Here is a 17,001-nt window from a genome sequence, read left to right as displayed (position 1 = left end):
CCCCTCTGGTCACGATGGCGTGGCCCGCAGCGGGAATGACGGTTCAGCTCAAACGCGATCGCTGCGATCCGAGACCTGCCAGACCAAGAACAGCAAGACGGCGCCTGCCAGCCCTAGACCGAAGCTGGCCAGGATGAACCCGAGCGCCACCAACCCGAGGCCGCCGATCAGCAGACCGAACCAGCCAGCGCGATATGCCGGAAGTCGTCGCGCCAGCTCATCAAGCAGACTTTCGCCCGCGACGGCTGCAGCCACAATGGCGACGAGAACTCCGATCACAACGACGGCAGCCAGAACAATCCAGCCCACTACGGCTGCTCGTTGCCCCTCACCCTCAGCAAGCATGATCGACGAAATCAACATGCCTCCTCCATTCCGAACCGCTCACCAGGTCGATCGAAGGATGCGCAGTGTTACAGATCATCGATCCGACTCCCATGATCGAACAATGTTGCACGACCGTGTCAATCGCTACATGCATAAGGAGTAACACTGCTTCGGGCTCATTCGATGAAGTAGCTGCACAAAGGCAGGGGTCTCGCCCACCTGAGACCCTGACCGCATTGCAACCTCACTAGGTGACACATGGACGCGAACCGGCAAGACAACGCCTCAGCGGCCGTACTCGTGGCGATCTATCAGGCCGAGCGTGTCGATTCGACCTCCAACATGAATTTCAGCCTTGGCCTCGTGGCCGCAGAGGCTGCCTACCTCGTCGGCACATCAGCCCTATGGGAAAAGCTTGCCCTCATCGGCGGATGGATGGCCTTATTACCCTTCCCGTTGATATGCCTGGTCTCATTTCAGTCCGTTCTCCTTGCCGCCTCGGCAACGAAAGCCGTTTCCATCACCCACCTGGAGAGGCGGTTGAAAAAGTTGGCAGACCTGTCAGGAAGGTCGTCCGGCAACCACCTGATCGGTTTCGTGGCAAGCGAGCGGATATTCAACGTTCAAGGTGCGATAAAAAACGGAAATTTGGCGCTGGCAGCAGCCACGCTGATAACGTATGGCGGCGCAGGCGCCATAATAGTGTGCTATACGATTATCGTCACGATAAAAAGCTTCGACTACCTTCACGCATGGGGCATTTTTCCCGCCGCAGGCTACCTCGCACTCCTGACCGTTGTCACGTTCTCATGGCTCAGTGGACTGCGGATCGTAGGGGACGTGCTGGTCTAGTCACGGAATCAGCGCGCGTCCTTCGGCCGAGATCAAGACAGGAGCGGCCGAGCGTTCACGGCAGGATGCCGGCTTCAGCTGTGCGGCAAGGCGATTCCACGCCTTCGGGCTCGGTCGATGAGCACGAGGAAGATCCGCTGCCCCACCGGCGAAGCCTCGGCGACCCGCCCGGCACCCGCTGCCGGGCATCGGGGTTCAGGACGACCGGCGAGCCTGCTCCAGATTCGCCTTGTGCGGCCCGGCGAGCCAGTCCTGCTCGAGGCGCGCGTCGACCGGCTCCGCTCCCCGTCGCAGCGCGTCGAGGTACGCACGGTCGGCCGCGATGCGGGCCGCCACCTCCGGGCCCTCCGCGACGGCGCCGTGGCCGGGGATCACGACCTCCACGGTCCGGGCCGCCTCGGCCAGCCGGTCGAGGGCCGCCTCGTACGCGTCCACCTGGCCGGGGCGGCGGGGGTCGAGGAGCGGGATCAGGACGTCGGAGAGCATGTCGCCGGCGATCAGGACGCCGCGGTCCGCGAGCAGGATCGCCGCGTGGCCGATGGCGTGCGCCTCGTGCTCGATGAGCTCGCCCGGCACCGGACCGCCGTCCGCGGGCAGCGGGGTGACGAGTCCGATCAGCTCGAGGGGAATGCCCGGCGCGCTCTCCGCCGCCATGGCTTGTGCCCGCTCACGGACCGCGCCCGCGGCCTCGGCGCAGGCGCGGGTGGCGTAGCGCGGCACGTCGCCGAAGCGGGAATGCCAGAGCAGGTGGTCCCAGTGGAGGTGGGTGCAGAACCCGGCGACCACCGGGACACCGAGGCCGTCCACCTCGTCGGCGAGCTCGTCGAGATCGGCCCCGCTGATGCCGGGGTCGACCAGGACCACTCCGTCGTCTCCGCGCACCACGACGGCATTGCTCCGGACCCACTCGCTCTGCCGGACCCAGACCCCGTCGGCCACCTGCTTCAGCATCGGCCCACTCTGTCAGGTGTCTCCGTCCGACGCGAGCAGCGACACCGGATTCGCCGTGGTCGGCTAGGGTGGCCGCGTGAATCCGCCGCCGGACGGCCTCGCGCGCACCTGGGCACGGGCGCTCTTCCGGGGTCTCGGCGGACGACCCGCCGTGCTCGTCGAGCTGGTCTTCCTGCTGCTGTGGTTCCTGCTCTTCATCCGGATCGACGCCGCGGTGGGCCGGGATCTCGCGGCCGCCAATGCGAACGCGCTGGCCCTGCAGTCCGCGGAACACGCGGTGCACATCGACGTCGAGCGCAGCGTGAACGCCTGGCTGACCGGGAACCCGGTCCTCGCGCACGCGGCGGTGTACCTGTACCGGCTGTACTACGTGGTCGTCGCCGGGACCCTGCTGTGGGTGTTCGTCCGGCACGCCGAGGTCTACCGCAAGGTCCGCCGGACGATGGTCGCGATGACGGCCCTCGTCCTGCCGGTCTACTGGGCGGTGCCGACGGCGCCCCCGCGCACGGCGCTGCCGGGCGCGGTCGACATCGTTGCCCGGTACGACATCCTGGGTCGGGCCGGCCGCGAGAGCTGGACGCATCCCAGCCACTACACGGCCATGCCCAGCATGCACGTCGGCTGGTCGCTGTGGTGCGCGTACGCCGCGTGGACCGCGCTCCGGGGCACGCATCCACGACTGGCACTCGTGCCGTGGTCGTTCCCGCTGCTCATGGCGGCCGACGTGCTCGCCACCGGAAACCACTACGTTCTCGACATCGCGGGCAGCGTCGCGCTGCTGGCCGTCTCCGTCGTCGTCGCCTCGCTGGGGGACCGCCGCGACGGTTCGGGCAAGCTGCCGGAATGGACATGGACGACGTCGGTGCGCGGTTGGTCGCCCGGTTCGGGCCGGCGGCCGAGGGGTGGCTCGCGGAGGTTCCGCGCGTCGCCGGACGGCTCGCCGCCCGATGGGGTCTCGCGCTCGGCGAGCTGTTCGAGAGCGGCGCCTCGTCCGTCGTGCTGCGGTGCCGGTGGCCGGACGGGACGCCAGCGGTTCTCAAGCTGAGTCCGGATCGGACACTGCTGACCGAGCAACGGGGAATGCTGAGCGTGTTCGCGCCGTCGGGCCGGGTGCCCGCCGTGCTGGCCGTCGACGCGGAAGCCGGGGCGATGGTGCTGGAGGAGGTCCGGCCCGGCACCGAAGCCGGCGACCTGCCGGCCGCGACGTTGCCGCGGCAGTGGGGAGAGTTGCTGGCCGCACTGCACGCCGTGGAGCCGCCCGCGCACTGGCCGCGGGACCTGCGCGGCCGGTGCGACGAGGCCTTCCTGCGGATCGGACGGCGGTTGGCCGAACCGGCCATCCGGGCCCGGATCGGCCCCGGCACCTGGCAGCGCGCGATCCGCCGGTGCGACGCGCTGCTGGACACGCAGGCCGAGGTGGTGCTGCTGCACGGCGATCTGCACCTCGGCAACGTCCTCGACGGCGGCCCGTCGCGGGGCCTGGTCGCGATCGACCCCAAGGCGTGCGTCGGCGACCCGTGCTTCGACGCCGTCGACTTCGTGCTGGAGGGTGCCGGGCACGAGGGCGTCGAGACCCGGTGCCACCGGGTGGCCACCGCCTGCGGGCTCGACGGCGACCGGCTGTTCGCCTGGAGCCGGGTGATCGCCCCGATGTTCGCCATCGCGCACCTCAGCAACGGCGGGCCGGAGCCGGTGATCGGCGAGCTGCTCGCGTTGAGCTCGAATACTTGACTGACTGAGTCAGTCAGGAAAGACTGCCCCCATGGCAGGACGAGCGCCCACCCGGTCACTGGCGGACATCGCCGAGGCCGCCGCGCAGGTGTTCACCGAGCACGGCTATCGGGAAACCGGCATCTCCGACGTGGCGAAAGCGCTCGGGCTCAGTCACGGCGCGCTCTACACCTACGTCCAGAGCAAGGAAGCGCTGCTCTACGTCGCGCTGGCCTGGTCGATCGAGCCGGACCTGCTGGACGGCTTGGAGACTCCGGTGCGACTGTCGTCCGAGGACGAGATCGTCGCGCTGGCCCGCCGGTGGACCGACGCCGAGGGGCTCCCGAAACTGGCCGCCGCGCTGACCCGGCGGCGCGTCCCGTCGGCCCGCGAGGAGTTCGGCGAGATCGTCGACGAGCTCTACACGTTCATCGAGACCAACCGGGACGTCCTCGCGCTCGTCGCGCAGTGCGCCCGCGAGCTGCCGGAGATGTTCCAGTTCTGGTTCGTGCAGCGCCGCCGGGGTCACTTCGAGGCGCTGAGCGGCTACCTCACCAAGCGCATCCGGTCCGGTCACCTGCGGGAGGTGCCCGACGTCGCCACGGCCGCCCGCTTCATCGCCGAAACCGTGGCCTGGTTCGCGTGGCACCGGCTGGGTGACCCCGATTCCGCGATGCTGACCGACGAGCACTGCCGGACGACCGTCCACCACCTGCTGACCAGCGCGTTCCTGGGGGAATCGTGAGCGAGACCGAGGCACCGGCCACGACGTCGGATCCGGCCGAGAGGCGACCGGAACTCGCCTGGAGACCCGTGCTGGCCATCACCGCCGTGGCGGTCGTGGTGCACCTCGCGGTCGCCACCCGGTACGGCTGGCACCGCGACGAGTTCTACTACGTGATCACCGGCCGGCACCCGGCCTGGGGCTACGTCGACCAGCCGCCCCTGACGCCGGTGCTGGCCCGGTGGGCCGCCGAGCTGCCCGGCGGCGTGCTGCCGCTGCGAGTGCTCGCGATCGCGTGCCAGGCCGGCTGCGTCGTGCTCGGCGCCAAGCTGGCCGCCGAGTTCGGCGGCGGCTCCCGTGCCCAGGCCATCGCGGCCGGCGCGACGGCGGCCAGCGTCGCGTTCGTCTCCGCGTCGGTGCTGTTCGGCACGACCGTGACCGACCAGCTGGTCTGGGCCGCGATGTTCGTCGCCGTCGCCCGGGCGCTGCGGCTGCGCACCACGTCGGCGTGGCTGGTGGCCGGCGTGATCGGTGGCATCGGCCTGGAGAACAAGGACACCGTGGTCGTCCTGCTGCTGGGCGTCGCGATCGGCCTGGCGGCGTGGCACCGGGACGCGCTGCGCACGCCCGGCCCGTGGCTCGCCGGTGCCGTCGCCGTGCTCATCGCCGTCCCGAACGTGGTGTGGGACGCGCGAAACGGCTGGCCGAACCTGGCGATGGCGCACGTGCTCGGCGACCGGACCGGCGGCCCGCTCGGCGCGCTGGCGCAGCTGCCCTTGCTGCCGTTGCTGGCCGGCCCGCCGCTCATCGTGCTGTGCGTGCTCGGGGTCCGCCGGCTGGGCTGGGGCCCGGGCCGCGACCTCCGGTGGGCGCTGGCGATCGCGGTCACCGCGGTCGTCGTGTTCACCCTCGGCGGCGGCAAGCCCTACTACCCCGCGCCCGCGCTGATCGCGGTGTTCGCGGCCGGCGCGGTGCGCGCCGAGGCGCTCGGCGGTTCGCGGCGCCGGTGGCCCGCCGTCATCGCCCTGTCCGGACTGATCGCGGTCCTGATCGGCTACCCGATCCTGCCGGCGCGCGCACAGGACGCGCTGCGGGCGCTCAACCCCACGGTCATCGAAACCTACGGCTGGCCCGCGTTCGCCGACCAGGTCAAGGCCGCGGCGGCCCGGCTGCCGCCCGGCACCCCGATCTTCACCAGCAACTACGGCGAAGCCGGTGCGCTCACCATCGTCGGCGGGCTGACCGGACCGGTCCTCAGTGGACAGAACAGCTACAGCGACTGGGGACCGCCGGCCGGCAGCCCGGACAGCGTGCTGTGCGTCGGCGAGTTCAAAGTCCCCTACCTGCACCGGTTCTGGTCGGACGTGCGCGAGATCGCACCGATCACCTTCCCGGACGGCGTCCGGAACCAGGAGACCGACCAGCACGCCGCGATCTACGAGTGCGGCCACCCGCACGGGACCTGGGCCCAGCTCTGGCCGTCTCTACGGCACTACGACTGAATGCCCGTGGCGGCCGGCGGACGCGCCGACCGGCCGTGAGTTCCGCGGTCGTCTACAGTCGCCACCAGCGCATACGCCGACCTCGGAGGGACTCGCCATGTCGTACGCCGTGGACTTCGCCACCGTCTCGACGACCGGGCTGGAGTCGTCGCCGGTCGCGGACGCCCTCGCCGGCCTGCGGGCGAACGAGGCCCGGTACTTCAAGAACAAGTACGACCACGTCTTCACGGTCGAGCCCGCGAGCGACGCCGCGGAGACCGTCGGCTGGGTGAGCCGCATCCTCGAGGAGGAACGCGGCATCGTCATCTCCGCTCCCGCGCTGGAAGCCACCGAGTTCGAGGTCGAGGGCATCCGGATGGCGTACGTGTTCTACGAGAGCGGCCTGTCGATCAACGTGATGTACGCCCTCGACGAGGCCGGCAAGCGGGCGGTCGGGTTCAAGCTCTCCGACGGGATGGACGTCCCCGAAGAGCTCGGGGCGTTCAAGTTCGCCCGGCAGAAGTCGAAGCTGGCCGGCACCATCCGCGGCTCCTACTTCGTGATCAAGAACGAGTACTGATCAGGAATCGAGAAGCGCTGGTCATCGCCTCGCACCTAGCGTTACCGGCATGACGAACATCGACTCCATCACCCTCGAAGTAGCCGACACCACCGCCGCCGAGCGCTTCTACTCGGCCGCCTTCGGCCTGACCACCCAGCTCCGGTTCCGGACCGCCGAGAGCCCGTCCACCGGCTTCCGCGGCTACACGCTCTCCCTCACCGTTCAGCAGCCCGCCGACGTCGACTCGCTGCTCGGGACCGCGGTCGAAGCCGGAGCCACCACGCTCAAGCCCGCCACGAAGTCCATGTGGGGCTACGGCGTCGTCGTCCAGGCGCCCGACGGCGCCATCTGGAAGGTCGCCACGTCCGCGAAGAAGAACACCGGCCCGGCCACCCGCGCGTTCGACGCCGTCGTGCTCCTGCTCGGCGTCAAGGACGTGGCCGCCAGCAAGAAGTTCTACACCGAGCACGGCCTCACCGTCGGCAAGGCGTTCGGCCGCATGTACGTCGAGTTCGACGCCGGGTCGAACCCCGTCAAGCTCGCGCTGTACCGGCACAAGGCCCTCGCCAAGGACGCCGGCGTCGCTCCCGAAGGCACCGGTGCGCACCGGATCGCCGTCAACGCCACCGCGCCGTTCACCGACCCGGACGGGTTCGCCTGGGAAGTCGCCGCGACGCGGTCACTCGACGCCTGACAAGAGGTCCCCGACGGCGGCGATCCCCGCTTCGATCGAGCGCTGCGGCGTGTCGCCGAACCCCAGGACGAGCCGCGGGGCCGTCGCGCGCTCCGTGCTGTGCATCCGGGCGAGGCCGTAGAGCCCGACGCCGCGCTCGGCCGCCCGGGCGATCACCTGCTCCTCGTCGGCCGCCGGGGGCAGGTGCAGGATCGCGTGGAACCCGGCCGCCAGCCCGGTGACGCGGAGGCCGGGCGCGTGGGCGGCCAGCGCCGCGACGAGCGTCTCGCGCCGGGCCGCGTACTCGGTGCGGGCGCGGCGCAGGTGCCGGTCGTAGCGCCCGGACTCGATGAGCAGGGCCAGGGCCAGCTGGTCGAGGCCCGGGCTCCCGCGGTCGGTGACGTGCTTGCCTCGCGCCAGCGCGGCGAGCAGCCGGGCGGGCGCGACCAGCCAGCCCAGGCGCAACGCCGGCGCCAGCGACTTGCTGACCGTGCCGAGGGACACGACGCGGTCGGGGTCGAGTCCCTGCAGCGAGCCGACCGGGTCGCGGTCGTAGCGGAACTCCGCGTCGTAGTCGTCCTCGATGACGACGCCGTCGCACCGCCGCGCCCACTCCAGCAGCTCCTGACGGCGGTGCCCGGCGAGCACCACGCCGGTCGGCCACTGGTGGGCCGGGGTCACCAGCACAGCCCGCGCGCCGCTGCGTTCGAGCGCGGCGACGTCCACGCCGTCGTCGTCGACCGGGACGGGCACGGCGGCCAGCCCGGCGGCGTTCGCCTGCTCGGTCGTCGACCGCACGATGCCGGGGTCCTCGACGGCGATCGTGGCGACGCCGTCGGCGGCGAGCGCCCGCAGCACCAGCCCGAGCGCCTGGGCCATGCCGCTGCAGACGACGACCTGGTCGGCGGTCGCCGCGACCGCCCGCACGCGGCGCAGGTAGGCCGCAAGCACCTCTCGCAGCCGCCGGTCGCCGATCGGGTCGCCGTAGTCGAACGCGCTGTTCGGCGCGGTGCGGCAGACCTCGCGCACGGCCCACGCCCAGTCTTCGCGCGGCGCGAGGCGCAGGTCGGGGACGCCGTGGCGGAAGTCGGCGACCTCGTACCGGGGCCGCTCCGGCGGGCGCGCCTCGGGTGCCTCGGCCGGCCGGGCGACCGACGCCACGCGCGTCGCCGAGCCCGGTCGGCTGGTCAGGTAGCCCTCGGCCTGCAGCTGGGCGTAGCAGTCCTGCACCAGCCCCCGTGACAGGCCGAGGGCGCGCCCCAGCTCGCGGGACGACGGCAGCCGCTCCCCGCCGGCCAGACGGCCGCCGCGGATCGCGTCGCGCAGCTGGTCCTCGAGCTGCGAACGGAGGCCCGCACCGCTCTCGCGGTCGATCGTGAACAACAGCTCCGGTCCCAAACCGGCCCACTCCACAGCCATGGAACTGGACCTTACCGGTGACCCAGTTCGGTTCTAACGTTCTTGTCATGACCGCTGACCTGCAAATCCGGCCGAGGCTGGTATCCCGCGCCCTGCTCATCCGCTTCGTCTCGATCTTCGGGTCGTCGATCGGCTTCTACCTGCCGCTTTCGGTGGTGCCGCTGTTCGCGAAGCAGACCGGCTCGGACAGCGGTGCGGGGCTCGCGACGGTCGCGCTGCTGCTCGCCACCGTGGCCGCCGAGCTGGTGACGCCGCGGCTGGTCGCCCGGGTCGGCTACCGGTGGGCGCTGGCCACCGGCCTGGTGCTGCTCGGCGCGCCGACGCTGCTGCTCACGGTCAGCTCCAACGTGTGGGTGATCATCGGGGTCAGCATCATTCGCGGGATCGGGTTCGCGATCGCCGTCGTGGCCGGTGGCGCGGTGACCGCGCTGCTGATCCCGGCGGACCGGCGCGGCGAAGGCCTCGCGCTCGTCGGGATCGTCGGCGGGATCCCGGGCCTGCTGGCGCTGCCGGCCGGGGTGTGGGCGGCGGCGCGCTGGGGCTTCACCCCGGTGTTCGTGGCGACGACCGTGGCCACCCTGCTCGCGCTGCTGTCGGTGCCCGGGCTGCCGCGCTACGACGCGACCCCGAAGGAAGACGGCGGCCACGGCGTCCTGGCCGGCCTGCGCAACCCCGTGCTGACCCGCCCGGCGACGGTCTTCGCGGTCTCGGCCGCCGCGGTCGGCGTCCTGGTCACCTTCCTCCCGCTCGCCGCGTCGGACCAGCCGGCCTGGGTCGCCGCGAGCGCCTTGCTCGCCCAGCCCGCGGCGGCGACCGCGGCCCGCTGGGTCGCCGGCCGGGTCGGCGACCGCCACGGCCCGGGCCTGCTGCTGGTGCCCGGGGTGGTGCTGTCGGCGGTGGGCATGGCGGCCATCGCGTTCACCGGCACGCCGTCGCTGGTGATCGGCGGGGCGGTCGTGCTGGGCGCCGGGTTCGGCGCGCTGCAGAACGCGACGCTCACGCTGATGTACGCCCGGGTGCCGGCCGGCGGCGAGAGCGCGGTGAGCGCGATCTGGAACGCGGCGTACGACCTCGGCATGGCCGCGGGCGCGCTGGGCGCCGGACTGCTCATCGGCTCGGTGGGCTACCCGGTGACGTTCGTCCTCGCCGCCGCGGTGATCGTCCCGGCGCTGGCCCTGGTCCGCCGCGACCGGCGCCCCTGACCGGCGGCCGCCGCGACGGTCCCACCACGTCGCGGCGGCCGTCCTCCACCCGCCTGATCGGCGATCCGGCACCGGAACCGCCAGACTGGTTCCCGTGCCGGAACTGCCCGAAGTCGAGCTCGCCCGCCAGGTCCTCGCCGATGCGCTCGGCCGCGAGATCCAGGACGTCGACGACCACGACGACTGGGTCTGCCGGCCGCACGCGCCCGGCGAAATCGCCGCCGCGTTGCGGGGCGGGCGGCTCACACGAGCGCACCGGCGGGGCAAGACACTCTGGTGCGAAACGGAAACCGGCGACGGGAAGCCCGGCCCGAACCTCGGCCTGCACCTCGGGATGGCCGGCCAGCTGCGGTTCGGCGGCCGGAGCGGGCCGCCCGGGTACTCGCGAAACCGCGTCGAGAAGCCCGAGTGGTTCCGGTTCGGGATCACCTTCGCCGACGGCGAACAACTGCGGTTGTTCGACACGCGCCGGCTCGGCCGGGTGCGGCTCGACCCCGACCTCGACGCGCTCGGCCCGGACGCGGGCGAGGTGTCGCGCAAGGACTTCCGCTCACGCGTCGGCCGGGGGCGGGCGCCGGTGAAGGCGCGCCTGCTGGACCAGTCCGTGCTGGCCGGGATCGGGAACCTGCTGGCCGACGAAACGCTGTGGCAGGCGGCGGTGAGCCCGGCCCGCCCGGTGGACGAACTGGGCGACGACGACCTCACGAACCTCCACAAGGCACTCCGGAAGGCGTTGCGCGCGGCGATCGAGCACGGCGGCGTCCACACGGGCGAGATCATCGGCCACCGCCGCGCGGGCGGGCACTGCCCCCGCTGCGGCGCGGAGATGGCGCACGGCACCGTCGGCGGCCGGTCGACCTGGTGGTGCGCGAAGGAACAGGCCTAGCGCGGCCCGAGACCGGTGCGCCCGTCGATCAGTTCGCGGGCGGCGTCCAGGTGGCCGGCGTGCCGGGCCGTCTCCTCGATCATGTGCAGGACGACGCCGCGCAGGTCGGCGATCTCGTCCGCGAGCGCCGTGGGGTGGCGCCCCGCCGGCACCGCGGACAACGGCGTCGCGGCGAAGATCTCGTCGGACCGGCGGCATTGCTCGCGGTAGAAGGCGAAGACGACGTCCGGAGACCGGGGCGTGGTCAGCGGCTCGTGGTCGTCCGGCCACGCGACCGGGTCCGCGGTTCCCGTGACGATCTCCTGGGACCAATGCCGCTCGGCGTACCCGAGGTGCTCGACCATGCCGAGCGGGGTCCAGCCCGACGGCAGGGCGGCCACGATCGCGCACCTTGGCGGGCGGTTTTTGTCGGTGGTGTTCGGTAGCGTCGGAGACATGGCAACACTGGTCACCTTCCACGCCCACCCGGACGACGAATGCCTGCGCACCGCCGGGGTGATGGCCAAGGCCGTCGCCGAGGGGCACCGCGTCGTGCTCGTCGTCGCCACCCGGGGCGAGGTCGGCGAGGTCCCCGAAGGCTTTCTCGCCGAGGGCGAACAACTGTGGGAGCGGCGCGTGCAGGAGTCCCGCGCGGCCGCGGAGATCCTCGGGATCGCCCGCGTCGAGTTCCTCGGCTACCGCGACTCCGGGATGATGGGCGAGTCCACGAACGACGACCCGGAGTGCTTCTGGCAGGCGGACGTCGAGAAGGCGGCCGAGCAGCTGGCGGCGATCCTGCGCGACGAGTCGGCGGACGTCCTGACGGTCTACGACGACAACGGCGACTACGGCCACCCGGACCACATCCAGGTCCACCGCGTCGGCATGCGCGCGGCCGAGCTGGCCGGCACGGCCCGCGTGTTCCAGGCGACGTTCAACCGCGAGTTCATGCAGCGCGGCTTCGAATCGGCGGTGGAGCAGGGACTGATGCCCCCGGAGGCGGCCCCGAAGCCCCCGGAGAACGTCGAGTTCGGCAAACCGGAGGCCGAGATCACGGCGGCGGTCGACGTGTCGAAGTACGTGGGCGTCAAGCGCGCGGCGATGCGGGCGCACCCGAGTCAGATCAGCGAGGACATGTTCATGCTGGCCATGCCGGACGACGCTTTCGCTTTCGCGTTCGGGACGGAGTGGTTCATCCGGGCGGGACAGGGGCCGGGGATCACGGAGACGGATTTGCTGGCTGGGTTGTAGGGGCCGGGGCCCGGGCCGGGGGCCGGGGGGCCGGGGGGCCGGGGGGCCGGGGGGCCGGGAAGAGGTTGGCAGCGTGGGCGAGCTGGGTGGATGCGGGCTCGCGGTGGCGGCCTGGGCGAGCCGGGCGGCTGCAGGCTCGCGGTGGCGGCCTGGGCGAGCCGGGCGGCTGCACGCTCGCGGTGGCGACCTAGGCGAGCCGGGCAACTGCACGCTCGCGGTGGCGACCTAGGCGAGCCGGGCGGCTGCCCGTCGCGGGCCGTGTTCTGCCCGGCCGAGCGCGGTCCTGGCCGGGCATGCTCGGCCCCGGCCGTCTTCCCACCCTCAGTCGAGCGCCGCTGTCACGTCCAGTTCCACCAGCTGGCCCGGGTACCCCAGCTGGGCCACCCCCAGCAACGTGCTCGCCGACGCGAACGCCGCTCCGATCTCCGATTCCGTCAACCGGTCCCACACCGCCGACAGCTCCGCGCGGTCCGAAGTCACCACGTAGATCACCGTGCGGACCACCTCCGCCGGCGTCGCGCCCGCAAATGCCAGCGCTGCCGCTGTGTTGGCCACCACCTGGTCCACCTGCGGTAACAGCCCGTCGACCACCGATCCGTCCGGCGTCAGGGGGCACTGGCCGGCCAGGTACACCGTGCGGCTCGACACGGCCACCGTCACGTGGTGGTAGCCCGGCGGGGTGTGCAAGCCGGGCGGGTTCTGGCGTTCAATGGTCACCGTCGCATCATCACCGGGCACGCAACCGAAAAACGCGGGGAGGGCACGTGCGCAGGACCATCGACTGGGCCGACGGCTCGATCGTCGTCATCGACCAGACCGCGCTGCCCGCCGAATACCGGCTGCTGCACCTGCGGACCGTCGGCGAGCTCGTCGACGCCATCAAGCGGCTCGCCGTCCGCGGGGCGCCCGCTCTCGGAGCCGCCGGGGCTCTCGGGGTCGCCCTCGCCGCCCGGACCAGCGACGACGTCCACGCCGACGCCGAGCTCATCGCCACCGCTCGCCCCACCGCCGTGAACCTCGCCTGGGGCGTCGAGCGCGCCATGAAGAAACTCCGTCAAGGCGCGGACGCCGTCCTCGACGAAGCCCTCGCCCTGCTCGCCGAAGACGAAGAGCTCAACAAAACCGCGTCGAAGCACGCCGCCGGCATCGTGCTCGAAGAATGCGGGACACGGCCGCTGCGGCTGCTCAGCCACTGCAACGCCGGGCAACTCGCGACCGTCGGCTGGGGCAGCGCCCTCGGCGTCGTCTGGCACCTGCACGCACGCGGGCTCGTCGAAGAAGTCCTCGTCGACGAGACGCGTCCGCTCCTCCAGGGTGCCCGGCTGACGGCGTGGGAGCTCGCGCAGGCGAACGTCCCCTACCGCGTCCAGCCCGATTCCGCGGCCGCCGCCGCGATGGCGCGCGGGATGGTCGACTGCGTGCTCGTCGGCGCCGACCGGATCGCCGCCAACGGCGACGTCGCCAACAAGATCGGCACCTACGCCCTGGCGATCGCCGCGAAGCACCACGGCGTGCCGTTCGTCGTCGTCGCGCCTTCGTCCACTGTGGACTCGACGCTCGCCGACGGTGCGGGCGTCGCCATCGAGGAGCGCGACGCCCGCGAACTCACCGCGTTCGCCGGGGTGCCGATCACGCCGCCGGACGCGACGGTCTTCAACCCCGCGTTCGACGTGACACCCCACGGCCTCATCACGGCCGTCGTCACCGAGCACGGCCGCTTCGAGCCCTAGGGACGCGGGCCGATCTCGCGACCGCCGTCGGTCACGGTGATCGCCATCGCCGGGCACGAGTCCGCCGCGTCCAGCACCGTCTCGTCGCCGTCCACGTCCGAAACCACCGTCTCCGCGACCGCGCCGTCCAGCTTGAACACCTCCGGCATCAGCGCGGCGCACATCCCCGAACCGATGCAGGTGTGTTCATCGACTTCCACGTGCCAGCTCATGGCCACCTTCCGAGTCACCAGGCGATCGGCATCGACCGCGGTCCGCGGACGAGCATCTGCGTCTTCCACACGATATCGCCGGCCAGGTGCAGCCCCGGCAGCTCGGTGACCAACGCGCGCAGCGCCTCCTGCAGCTCGAGCCGGGCGAGCGGCGCGCCCAGGCAGTGGTGGACGCCGTGGCCGAAGCCGAGGTGGTGCTGGTCTTCGCGGTCGAACCGCAGGCCCTCCGCGTCGTCGAACTGCAGGCGGTCGCGGTTGGCCGCCCCGATGGCCACCAGCACCGGCTCCCCCGCCTTCACCAGGACGCCGCCGACCTCGACGTCTTCGGTGGCGTAGCGCGCGAACCCGGCGCCCGCGCCCAGCGGGACGAACCGCAGCAGCTCCTCGACGGCCGCCGGGATCAGGTCCGGGTCGTCGACCAGCCGCTGCCACTGCCCGGGCTGATCGAGTAGCGCGTAGACGAAGTTGGGGATCTGGCTCGCCGTGGTCTCGTGGCCGGCGACGAGGATGCCGACGCACAGGTCGACCAGCTCCAGCTCGGTCAGCCGGTCGCGGGTGTCGCGCGCCTCGATCAGCGCCGTCATCAGATCGTCCTGGGGCCGCGCCCGGTGCTCCGCGATCAGCCCGCGCATGTAGTCGCGCAGCTCTTCGCGGTTGCGCTCGAACTCCTCGGGCGTCAGGCCGCTGGTGGACAGCGCGGCGTCGCTCCAGACGCGGAACTTCGGCCGGTCGCCGACCGGGACGCCGAGCAGCTCGCAGATCACCGCGACCGGGATCGGCAGTGCGTAGCGGTCGACGAGGTCGGCGGGCGGGCCCGCCGCCTTCATCTCCGCGATCAGCCCGGTCGCCAGCGAGACGACCCGGGGACGCAGCAGCTCGACGCGGCGCATGGTGAACGCCTTCGCCACCAACGTCCGCAGCCGGGTGTGGTCCGGCGGGTCCATCTGCAGGATGCCGCCCTCACGCTGCACCGGCGAGCGGCGCGGCGCGTCCTTCTCCTTCTCCATCGCCCGCGAGAAGCGGCGGTCGCCCAGCACCAGCCGGGCGTCGGCGTAGCGGGTGGCCAGCCACGCGGGCTCCCCGTAGGTCATCTTGACGCGGACCATGCCCTCGGCTTCGCGGGCGGCCGCGTAAGCCTCGTTGAGGTCGAGTCCCGCCTCCTCGTTGAAGGGGTACGAGAGCGGCTCGGTGTGGGTGGCGGTCATGCGGAAACCCCTCGCTCCGGTTGTAAGCGGCTGCTTACAAAGCTACACGGTTTCTTCCCACCTGTCACGGTCCGCCATTGCTCAGTCACGGGCTACTAGGTTACGGTGACCTAGGTGTGGATCGAGATCCTCTTGCTGTCCAAGCTGGCCCGCGAGCCGATGCACGGCTACGAACTGCGCAAAGCCGTGGAGGCGTCGACGGGCCACACCTTGTCGAACAACTCGCTCTACCCGACGCTGCGGCGCTTCGTCGACGCGGCCGCGGTGAGCCGCAGCGCGGAGGAGCAGGAGACCAAACCGCCGCGGCACGTCTACACGATCACCGACGTCGGACGCGAACTGCTACACGACATGCTCGCGGACTTCCCGGCCGAGCTGGCGCTCAGCGAGGAGGAGTTCCTCGCGCGCGTCGGCAGCTTCAGCCGGCTGGACCGGGACGAACGCGCCCGCGTGCTCGACGTCCGGAAACAGGCGCTGACCACCGAGCACGCCCGGCTCACCGGGCTCGCCGCCGGCCAGGCCGACCCGTGGGGCCGCGCGGCGCTGCGCCACGTGCTCGGGAAGTTCGACGCCGAGCTGCGCTGGCTCGCCGACCTCGAAACCGAACTGAGGAGAGACGCATGACCACCACCGAACAGACGCCTCGCCTCCCCTTCACGCGGGCGAACGCGCTCGCCATCGCGCCGGACTACGAAGCCCTCCGCCGTCAGTCGCCGATCAGCCGGGTGCTCACCCCGGCCGGCGACCCGGCGTGGCTCGTGACGTCGTACGAAGAGGCCAAGGAAGTCTTCCGCGACAAGCGTTTCGGCCGTTCGCACCCCGCGCCGGAGCAGGCGTCGCGGATCTCGAACGCCGCGATCCAGGACGGCCCGAGCGGTGACTTCGAGACCGAGGAAGCCGAGCACAAGCGGATGCGCCGGATGCTCGCGCCCGCGTTCTCCGCGCCGCGCATGCGCGCCCTCGGCGACCGGATCGCCGAGCTGACCGACCGCTGCCTCGACGACCTGCAGGCCGCGCACGACGCCGCTCCGGGTGAGCCGGTCGACCTGACCGACTTCCTCGCGTTCCCCTTGCCGGTGCTGGTGATCTGCGAGCTGCTCGGCGTGCCGTACGCCGACCGCGAGAAGTTCCGCGGCCTGTCCGAGCGCATCGCGAGGATGGACGGCGGCGCAGACGCGCAGGCGGCCATGACCGAGTTCAAGGCCTACATGACGGAACTGGCCGACGCGAAGCGCGCGGACCCGCGGCCCGACGTCATCTCCGACATGGTCGCGGTGCAGGCCGACGACCCCACGTTCACCGACGACGACCTCGCCCGGATGGGCGCCGGCCTGCTGTTCGCCGGCCACGAGACGACGTCGACCCGGATCGCGATGGGCACGCTGTTCCTGCTCAGCGACACCGCCCGCCGCGACCGCTTCGCCGCCGACCCCGATGGCGAGGTGAACCAGACGATCGAGGAGATCCTGCGGCTGACCGCGACCAGCGGCACCGGCCTGCTGCGCTACGCCCACGAAGACGTCGAGGTCGCCGGGACGCGCATCATGCGCGGCGACGCCGTGCTGATCTCGAGCGACGCGGCCAACCGCGACGCGGCGGTGTTCGCCGACCCGGACGAGTTCGACCCCACCCGCACGCCGAACGTCCACCTCGCCTTCGGCACCGGCGCGCACGTCTGCATCGGCGCCAACCTCGCGCGCACCGAGCTGCGCACGGTGTTCCCCAAGCTGTTCTCGCGCTTCCCCGGCCTGCGGCTCGCGGCCGGGATCGACGAGATCCCGGTGCGCGTCAACCGCGTCGCCGGCGGGGTCGACGCCGTTCCCGTGACGTGGTGAGC

General features: G+C 71.8%; 20 protein-coding genes. 13 read left to right on the top strand and 7 right to left on the bottom strand.

Going from position 1 to position 17,001, the window contains the following annotated elements:
- Positions 1 to 48: 48 nt before the first annotated feature.
- On the bottom strand, positions 49 to 363 hold the full coding sequence (locus tag ABZ342_RS18650) for a hypothetical protein (protein WP_360474321.1): 315 nt from the start codon (positions 361 to 363) through the stop codon (positions 49 to 51).
- A 222-nt stretch (positions 364 to 585) separates the two neighbouring features.
- Between ABZ342_RS18650 and ABZ342_RS18645 the strand changes: the two genes are divergently transcribed.
- Positions 586 to 1,179, top strand: a complete 594-nt coding sequence (locus ABZ342_RS18645; RefSeq protein ID WP_360474319.1) for a hypothetical protein — start codon at positions 586 to 588, stop codon at positions 1,177 to 1,179.
- Between the two features lie 195 nt (positions 1,180 to 1,374).
- Here the strand turns inward: ABZ342_RS18645 and ABZ342_RS18640 are convergent, their stop codons facing one another.
- Positions 1,375 to 2,130 carry an MBL fold metallo-hydrolase gene (locus tag ABZ342_RS18640; RefSeq protein WP_360474317.1) on the bottom strand — a complete coding sequence of 252 codons (756 nt, stop codon included), beginning with the start codon at positions 2,128 to 2,130 and terminating at the stop codon, positions 1,375 to 1,377.
- Between the two features lie 76 nt (positions 2,131 to 2,206).
- On the opposite strand from ABZ342_RS18640, the gene ABZ342_RS18635 reads away from it, so the two are divergent.
- From ABZ342_RS18635 to ABZ342_RS18610, 6 genes are all read left to right on the top strand, one after another.
- On the top strand, positions 2,207 to 3,175 hold the full coding sequence (locus tag ABZ342_RS18635; RefSeq protein WP_360474315.1) for a phosphatase PAP2 family protein: 969 nt from the start codon (positions 2,207 to 2,209) through the stop codon (positions 3,173 to 3,175).
- Positions 3,127 to 3,861, top strand: a complete 735-nt coding sequence (locus ABZ342_RS18630) for an aminoglycoside phosphotransferase family protein (RefSeq protein ID WP_360474313.1) — start codon at positions 3,127 to 3,129, stop codon at positions 3,859 to 3,861. The genes ABZ342_RS18635 and ABZ342_RS18630 overlap by 49 nt, the downstream gene beginning before the upstream one ends.
- Before the next feature lie 31 nt (positions 3,862 to 3,892).
- Positions 3,893 to 4,585, top strand: a complete 693-nt coding sequence (locus tag ABZ342_RS18625; RefSeq protein WP_360474311.1) for a helix-turn-helix domain-containing protein — start codon at positions 3,893 to 3,895, stop codon at positions 4,583 to 4,585.
- Positions 4,582 to 6,066 carry a glycosyltransferase family 39 protein gene (locus ABZ342_RS18620; protein ID WP_360474309.1) on the top strand — a complete coding sequence of 495 codons (1,485 nt, stop codon included), beginning with the start codon at positions 4,582 to 4,584 and terminating at the stop codon, positions 6,064 to 6,066. Before ABZ342_RS18625 ends, ABZ342_RS18620 begins: the two co-directional genes overlap by 4 nt.
- Positions 6,067 to 6,163: 97 nt before the next feature.
- On the top strand, positions 6,164 to 6,625 hold the full coding sequence (locus tag ABZ342_RS18615) for a phage tail protein (RefSeq protein ID WP_360474307.1): 462 nt from the start codon (positions 6,164 to 6,166) through the stop codon (positions 6,623 to 6,625).
- Positions 6,626 to 6,674: 49 nt separating this feature from the next.
- Positions 6,675 to 7,301 (top strand): glyoxalase, encoded by a 627-nt coding sequence (locus ABZ342_RS18610; RefSeq protein WP_360474305.1) that lies wholly within the window; start codon positions 6,675 to 6,677, stop codon positions 7,299 to 7,301.
- On the opposite strand, the gene ABZ342_RS18605 is transcribed toward ABZ342_RS18610, so the two are convergent.
- Entirely contained in the window at positions 7,287 to 8,699 is a 1,413-nt protein-coding gene (locus ABZ342_RS18605; protein WP_360474303.1) for a PLP-dependent aminotransferase family protein, read from the bottom strand. The genes ABZ342_RS18610 and ABZ342_RS18605 overlap by 15 nt on opposite strands.
- A gap of 47 nt (positions 8,700 to 8,746) precedes the next feature.
- On the opposite strand from ABZ342_RS18605, the gene ABZ342_RS18600 reads away from it, so the two are divergent.
- Both ABZ342_RS18600 and ABZ342_RS18595 read left to right on the top strand, forming a co-directional pair.
- Complete coding sequence (locus ABZ342_RS18600; protein ID WP_360474301.1) at positions 8,747 to 9,901, top strand: MFS transporter; 1,155 nt, start codon at positions 8,747 to 8,749, stop codon at positions 9,899 to 9,901.
- Positions 9,902 to 9,995: 94 nt separating this feature from the next.
- Entirely contained in the window at positions 9,996 to 10,787 is a 792-nt protein-coding gene (locus ABZ342_RS18595) for a DNA-formamidopyrimidine glycosylase family protein (protein ID WP_360474299.1), read from the top strand.
- Here the strand turns inward: ABZ342_RS18595 and ABZ342_RS18590 are convergent.
- Positions 10,784 to 11,167: a DUF664 domain-containing protein gene (locus ABZ342_RS18590; protein WP_360474297.1), complete on the bottom strand. Its 384-nt coding sequence runs from the start codon at positions 11,165 to 11,167 to the stop codon at positions 10,784 to 10,786. The two genes, ABZ342_RS18595 and ABZ342_RS18590, sit on opposite strands and share 4 nt — an antisense overlap.
- Before the next feature lie 55 nt (positions 11,168 to 11,222).
- On the opposite strand from ABZ342_RS18590, the gene ABZ342_RS18585 reads away from it, so the two are divergent.
- Positions 11,223 to 12,017: a PIG-L family deacetylase gene (locus ABZ342_RS18585; protein WP_360474295.1), complete on the top strand. Its 795-nt coding sequence runs from the start codon at positions 11,223 to 11,225 to the stop codon at positions 12,015 to 12,017.
- Between the two features lie 321 nt (positions 12,018 to 12,338).
- Here the strand turns inward: ABZ342_RS18585 and ABZ342_RS18580 are convergent, their stop codons facing one another.
- Positions 12,339 to 12,734: a Rid family hydrolase gene (locus ABZ342_RS18580; protein WP_360474293.1), complete on the bottom strand. Its 396-nt coding sequence runs from the start codon at positions 12,732 to 12,734 to the stop codon at positions 12,339 to 12,341.
- 47 nt (positions 12,735 to 12,781) lie between these two features.
- Between ABZ342_RS18580 and mtnA the strand changes: the two genes are divergently transcribed.
- The gene (gene mtnA, locus ABZ342_RS18575; RefSeq protein ID WP_360474291.1) at positions 12,782 to 13,747 is read left to right on the top strand and encodes an S-methyl-5-thioribose-1-phosphate isomerase; all 966 of its coding nucleotides are present in this window, start codon (positions 12,782 to 12,784) and stop codon (positions 13,745 to 13,747) included.
- Here the strand turns inward: mtnA and ABZ342_RS18570 are convergent.
- Entirely contained in the window at positions 13,744 to 13,959 is a 216-nt protein-coding gene (locus ABZ342_RS18570) for a ferredoxin (protein WP_155541772.1), read from the bottom strand. The two genes, mtnA and ABZ342_RS18570, sit on opposite strands and share 4 nt — an antisense overlap.
- A 14-nt stretch (positions 13,960 to 13,973) precedes the next feature.
- Positions 13,974 to 15,164 carry a cytochrome P450 gene (locus tag ABZ342_RS18565; protein WP_360474289.1) on the bottom strand — a complete coding sequence of 397 codons (1,191 nt, stop codon included), beginning with the start codon at positions 15,162 to 15,164 and terminating at the stop codon, positions 13,974 to 13,976.
- A gap of 114 nt (positions 15,165 to 15,278) precedes the next feature.
- On the opposite strand from ABZ342_RS18565, the gene ABZ342_RS18560 reads away from it, so the two are divergent.
- Both ABZ342_RS18560 and ABZ342_RS18555 read left to right on the top strand, forming a co-directional pair.
- On the top strand, positions 15,279 to 15,788 hold the full coding sequence (locus ABZ342_RS18560; RefSeq protein ID WP_360474287.1) for a PadR family transcriptional regulator: 510 nt from the start codon (positions 15,279 to 15,281) through the stop codon (positions 15,786 to 15,788).
- Entirely contained in the window at positions 15,785 to 16,999 is a 1,215-nt protein-coding gene (locus ABZ342_RS18555; RefSeq protein WP_155541769.1) for a cytochrome P450, read from the top strand. Before ABZ342_RS18560 ends, ABZ342_RS18555 begins: the two co-directional genes overlap by 4 nt.
- The last annotated feature ends 2 nt before the right edge of the window (positions 17,000 to 17,001 follow it).

The organism is Amycolatopsis sp. NPDC005961 (assembly GCF_040629235.1).
In the GTDB taxonomy this organism is placed as follows: Bacteria; Actinomycetota; Actinomycetes; order Mycobacteriales; family Pseudonocardiaceae; genus Amycolatopsis; species Amycolatopsis camponoti.
The sequence above is the reverse complement of the archived record's forward strand: the minus strand, read 5'-3'. Positions and strand labels throughout refer to the sequence as shown.

What these genes read in the sequence shown, in the direction of transcription:
- ABZ342_RS18650 (WP_360474321.1), bottom strand. Translation starts at nt 363, where the DNA reads ATGTTGATTTCGTCGATCATGCTTGCTGAGGGTGAGGGGCAACGAGCA.
- ABZ342_RS18645 (WP_360474319.1), top strand. Translation starts at nt 586, where the DNA reads ATGGACGCGAACCGGCAAGACAACGCCTCAGCGGCCGTACTCGTGGCG.
- ABZ342_RS18640 (WP_360474317.1), bottom strand. Translation starts at nt 2,130, where the DNA reads ATGCTGAAGCAGGTGGCCGACGGGGTCTGGGTCCGGCAGAGCGAGTGG.
- ABZ342_RS18625 (WP_360474311.1), top strand. Translation starts at nt 3,893, where the DNA reads ATGGCAGGACGAGCGCCCACCCGGTCACTGGCGGACATCGCCGAGGCC.
- ABZ342_RS18615 (WP_360474307.1), top strand. Translation starts at nt 6,164, where the DNA reads ATGTCGTACGCCGTGGACTTCGCCACCGTCTCGACGACCGGGCTGGAG.
- ABZ342_RS18610 (WP_360474305.1), top strand. Translation starts at nt 6,675, where the DNA reads ATGACGAACATCGACTCCATCACCCTCGAAGTAGCCGACACCACCGCC.
- ABZ342_RS18605 (WP_360474303.1), bottom strand. Translation starts at nt 8,699, where the DNA reads ATGGCTGTGGAGTGGGCCGGTTTGGGACCGGAGCTGTTGTTCACGATC.
- ABZ342_RS18600 (WP_360474301.1), top strand. Translation starts at nt 8,747, where the DNA reads ATGACCGCTGACCTGCAAATCCGGCCGAGGCTGGTATCCCGCGCCCTG.
- ABZ342_RS18585 (WP_360474295.1), top strand. Translation starts at nt 11,223, where the DNA reads ATGGCAACACTGGTCACCTTCCACGCCCACCCGGACGACGAATGCCTG.
- ABZ342_RS18570 (WP_155541772.1), bottom strand. Translation starts at nt 13,959, where the DNA reads ATGAGCTGGCACGTGGAAGTCGATGAACACACCTGCATCGGTTCGGGG.
- ABZ342_RS18565 (WP_360474289.1), bottom strand. Translation starts at nt 15,164, where the DNA reads ATGACCGCCACCCACACCGAGCCGCTCTCGTACCCCTTCAACGAGGAG.
- ABZ342_RS18555 (WP_155541769.1), top strand. Translation starts at nt 15,785, where the DNA reads ATGACCACCACCGAACAGACGCCTCGCCTCCCCTTCACGCGGGCGAAC.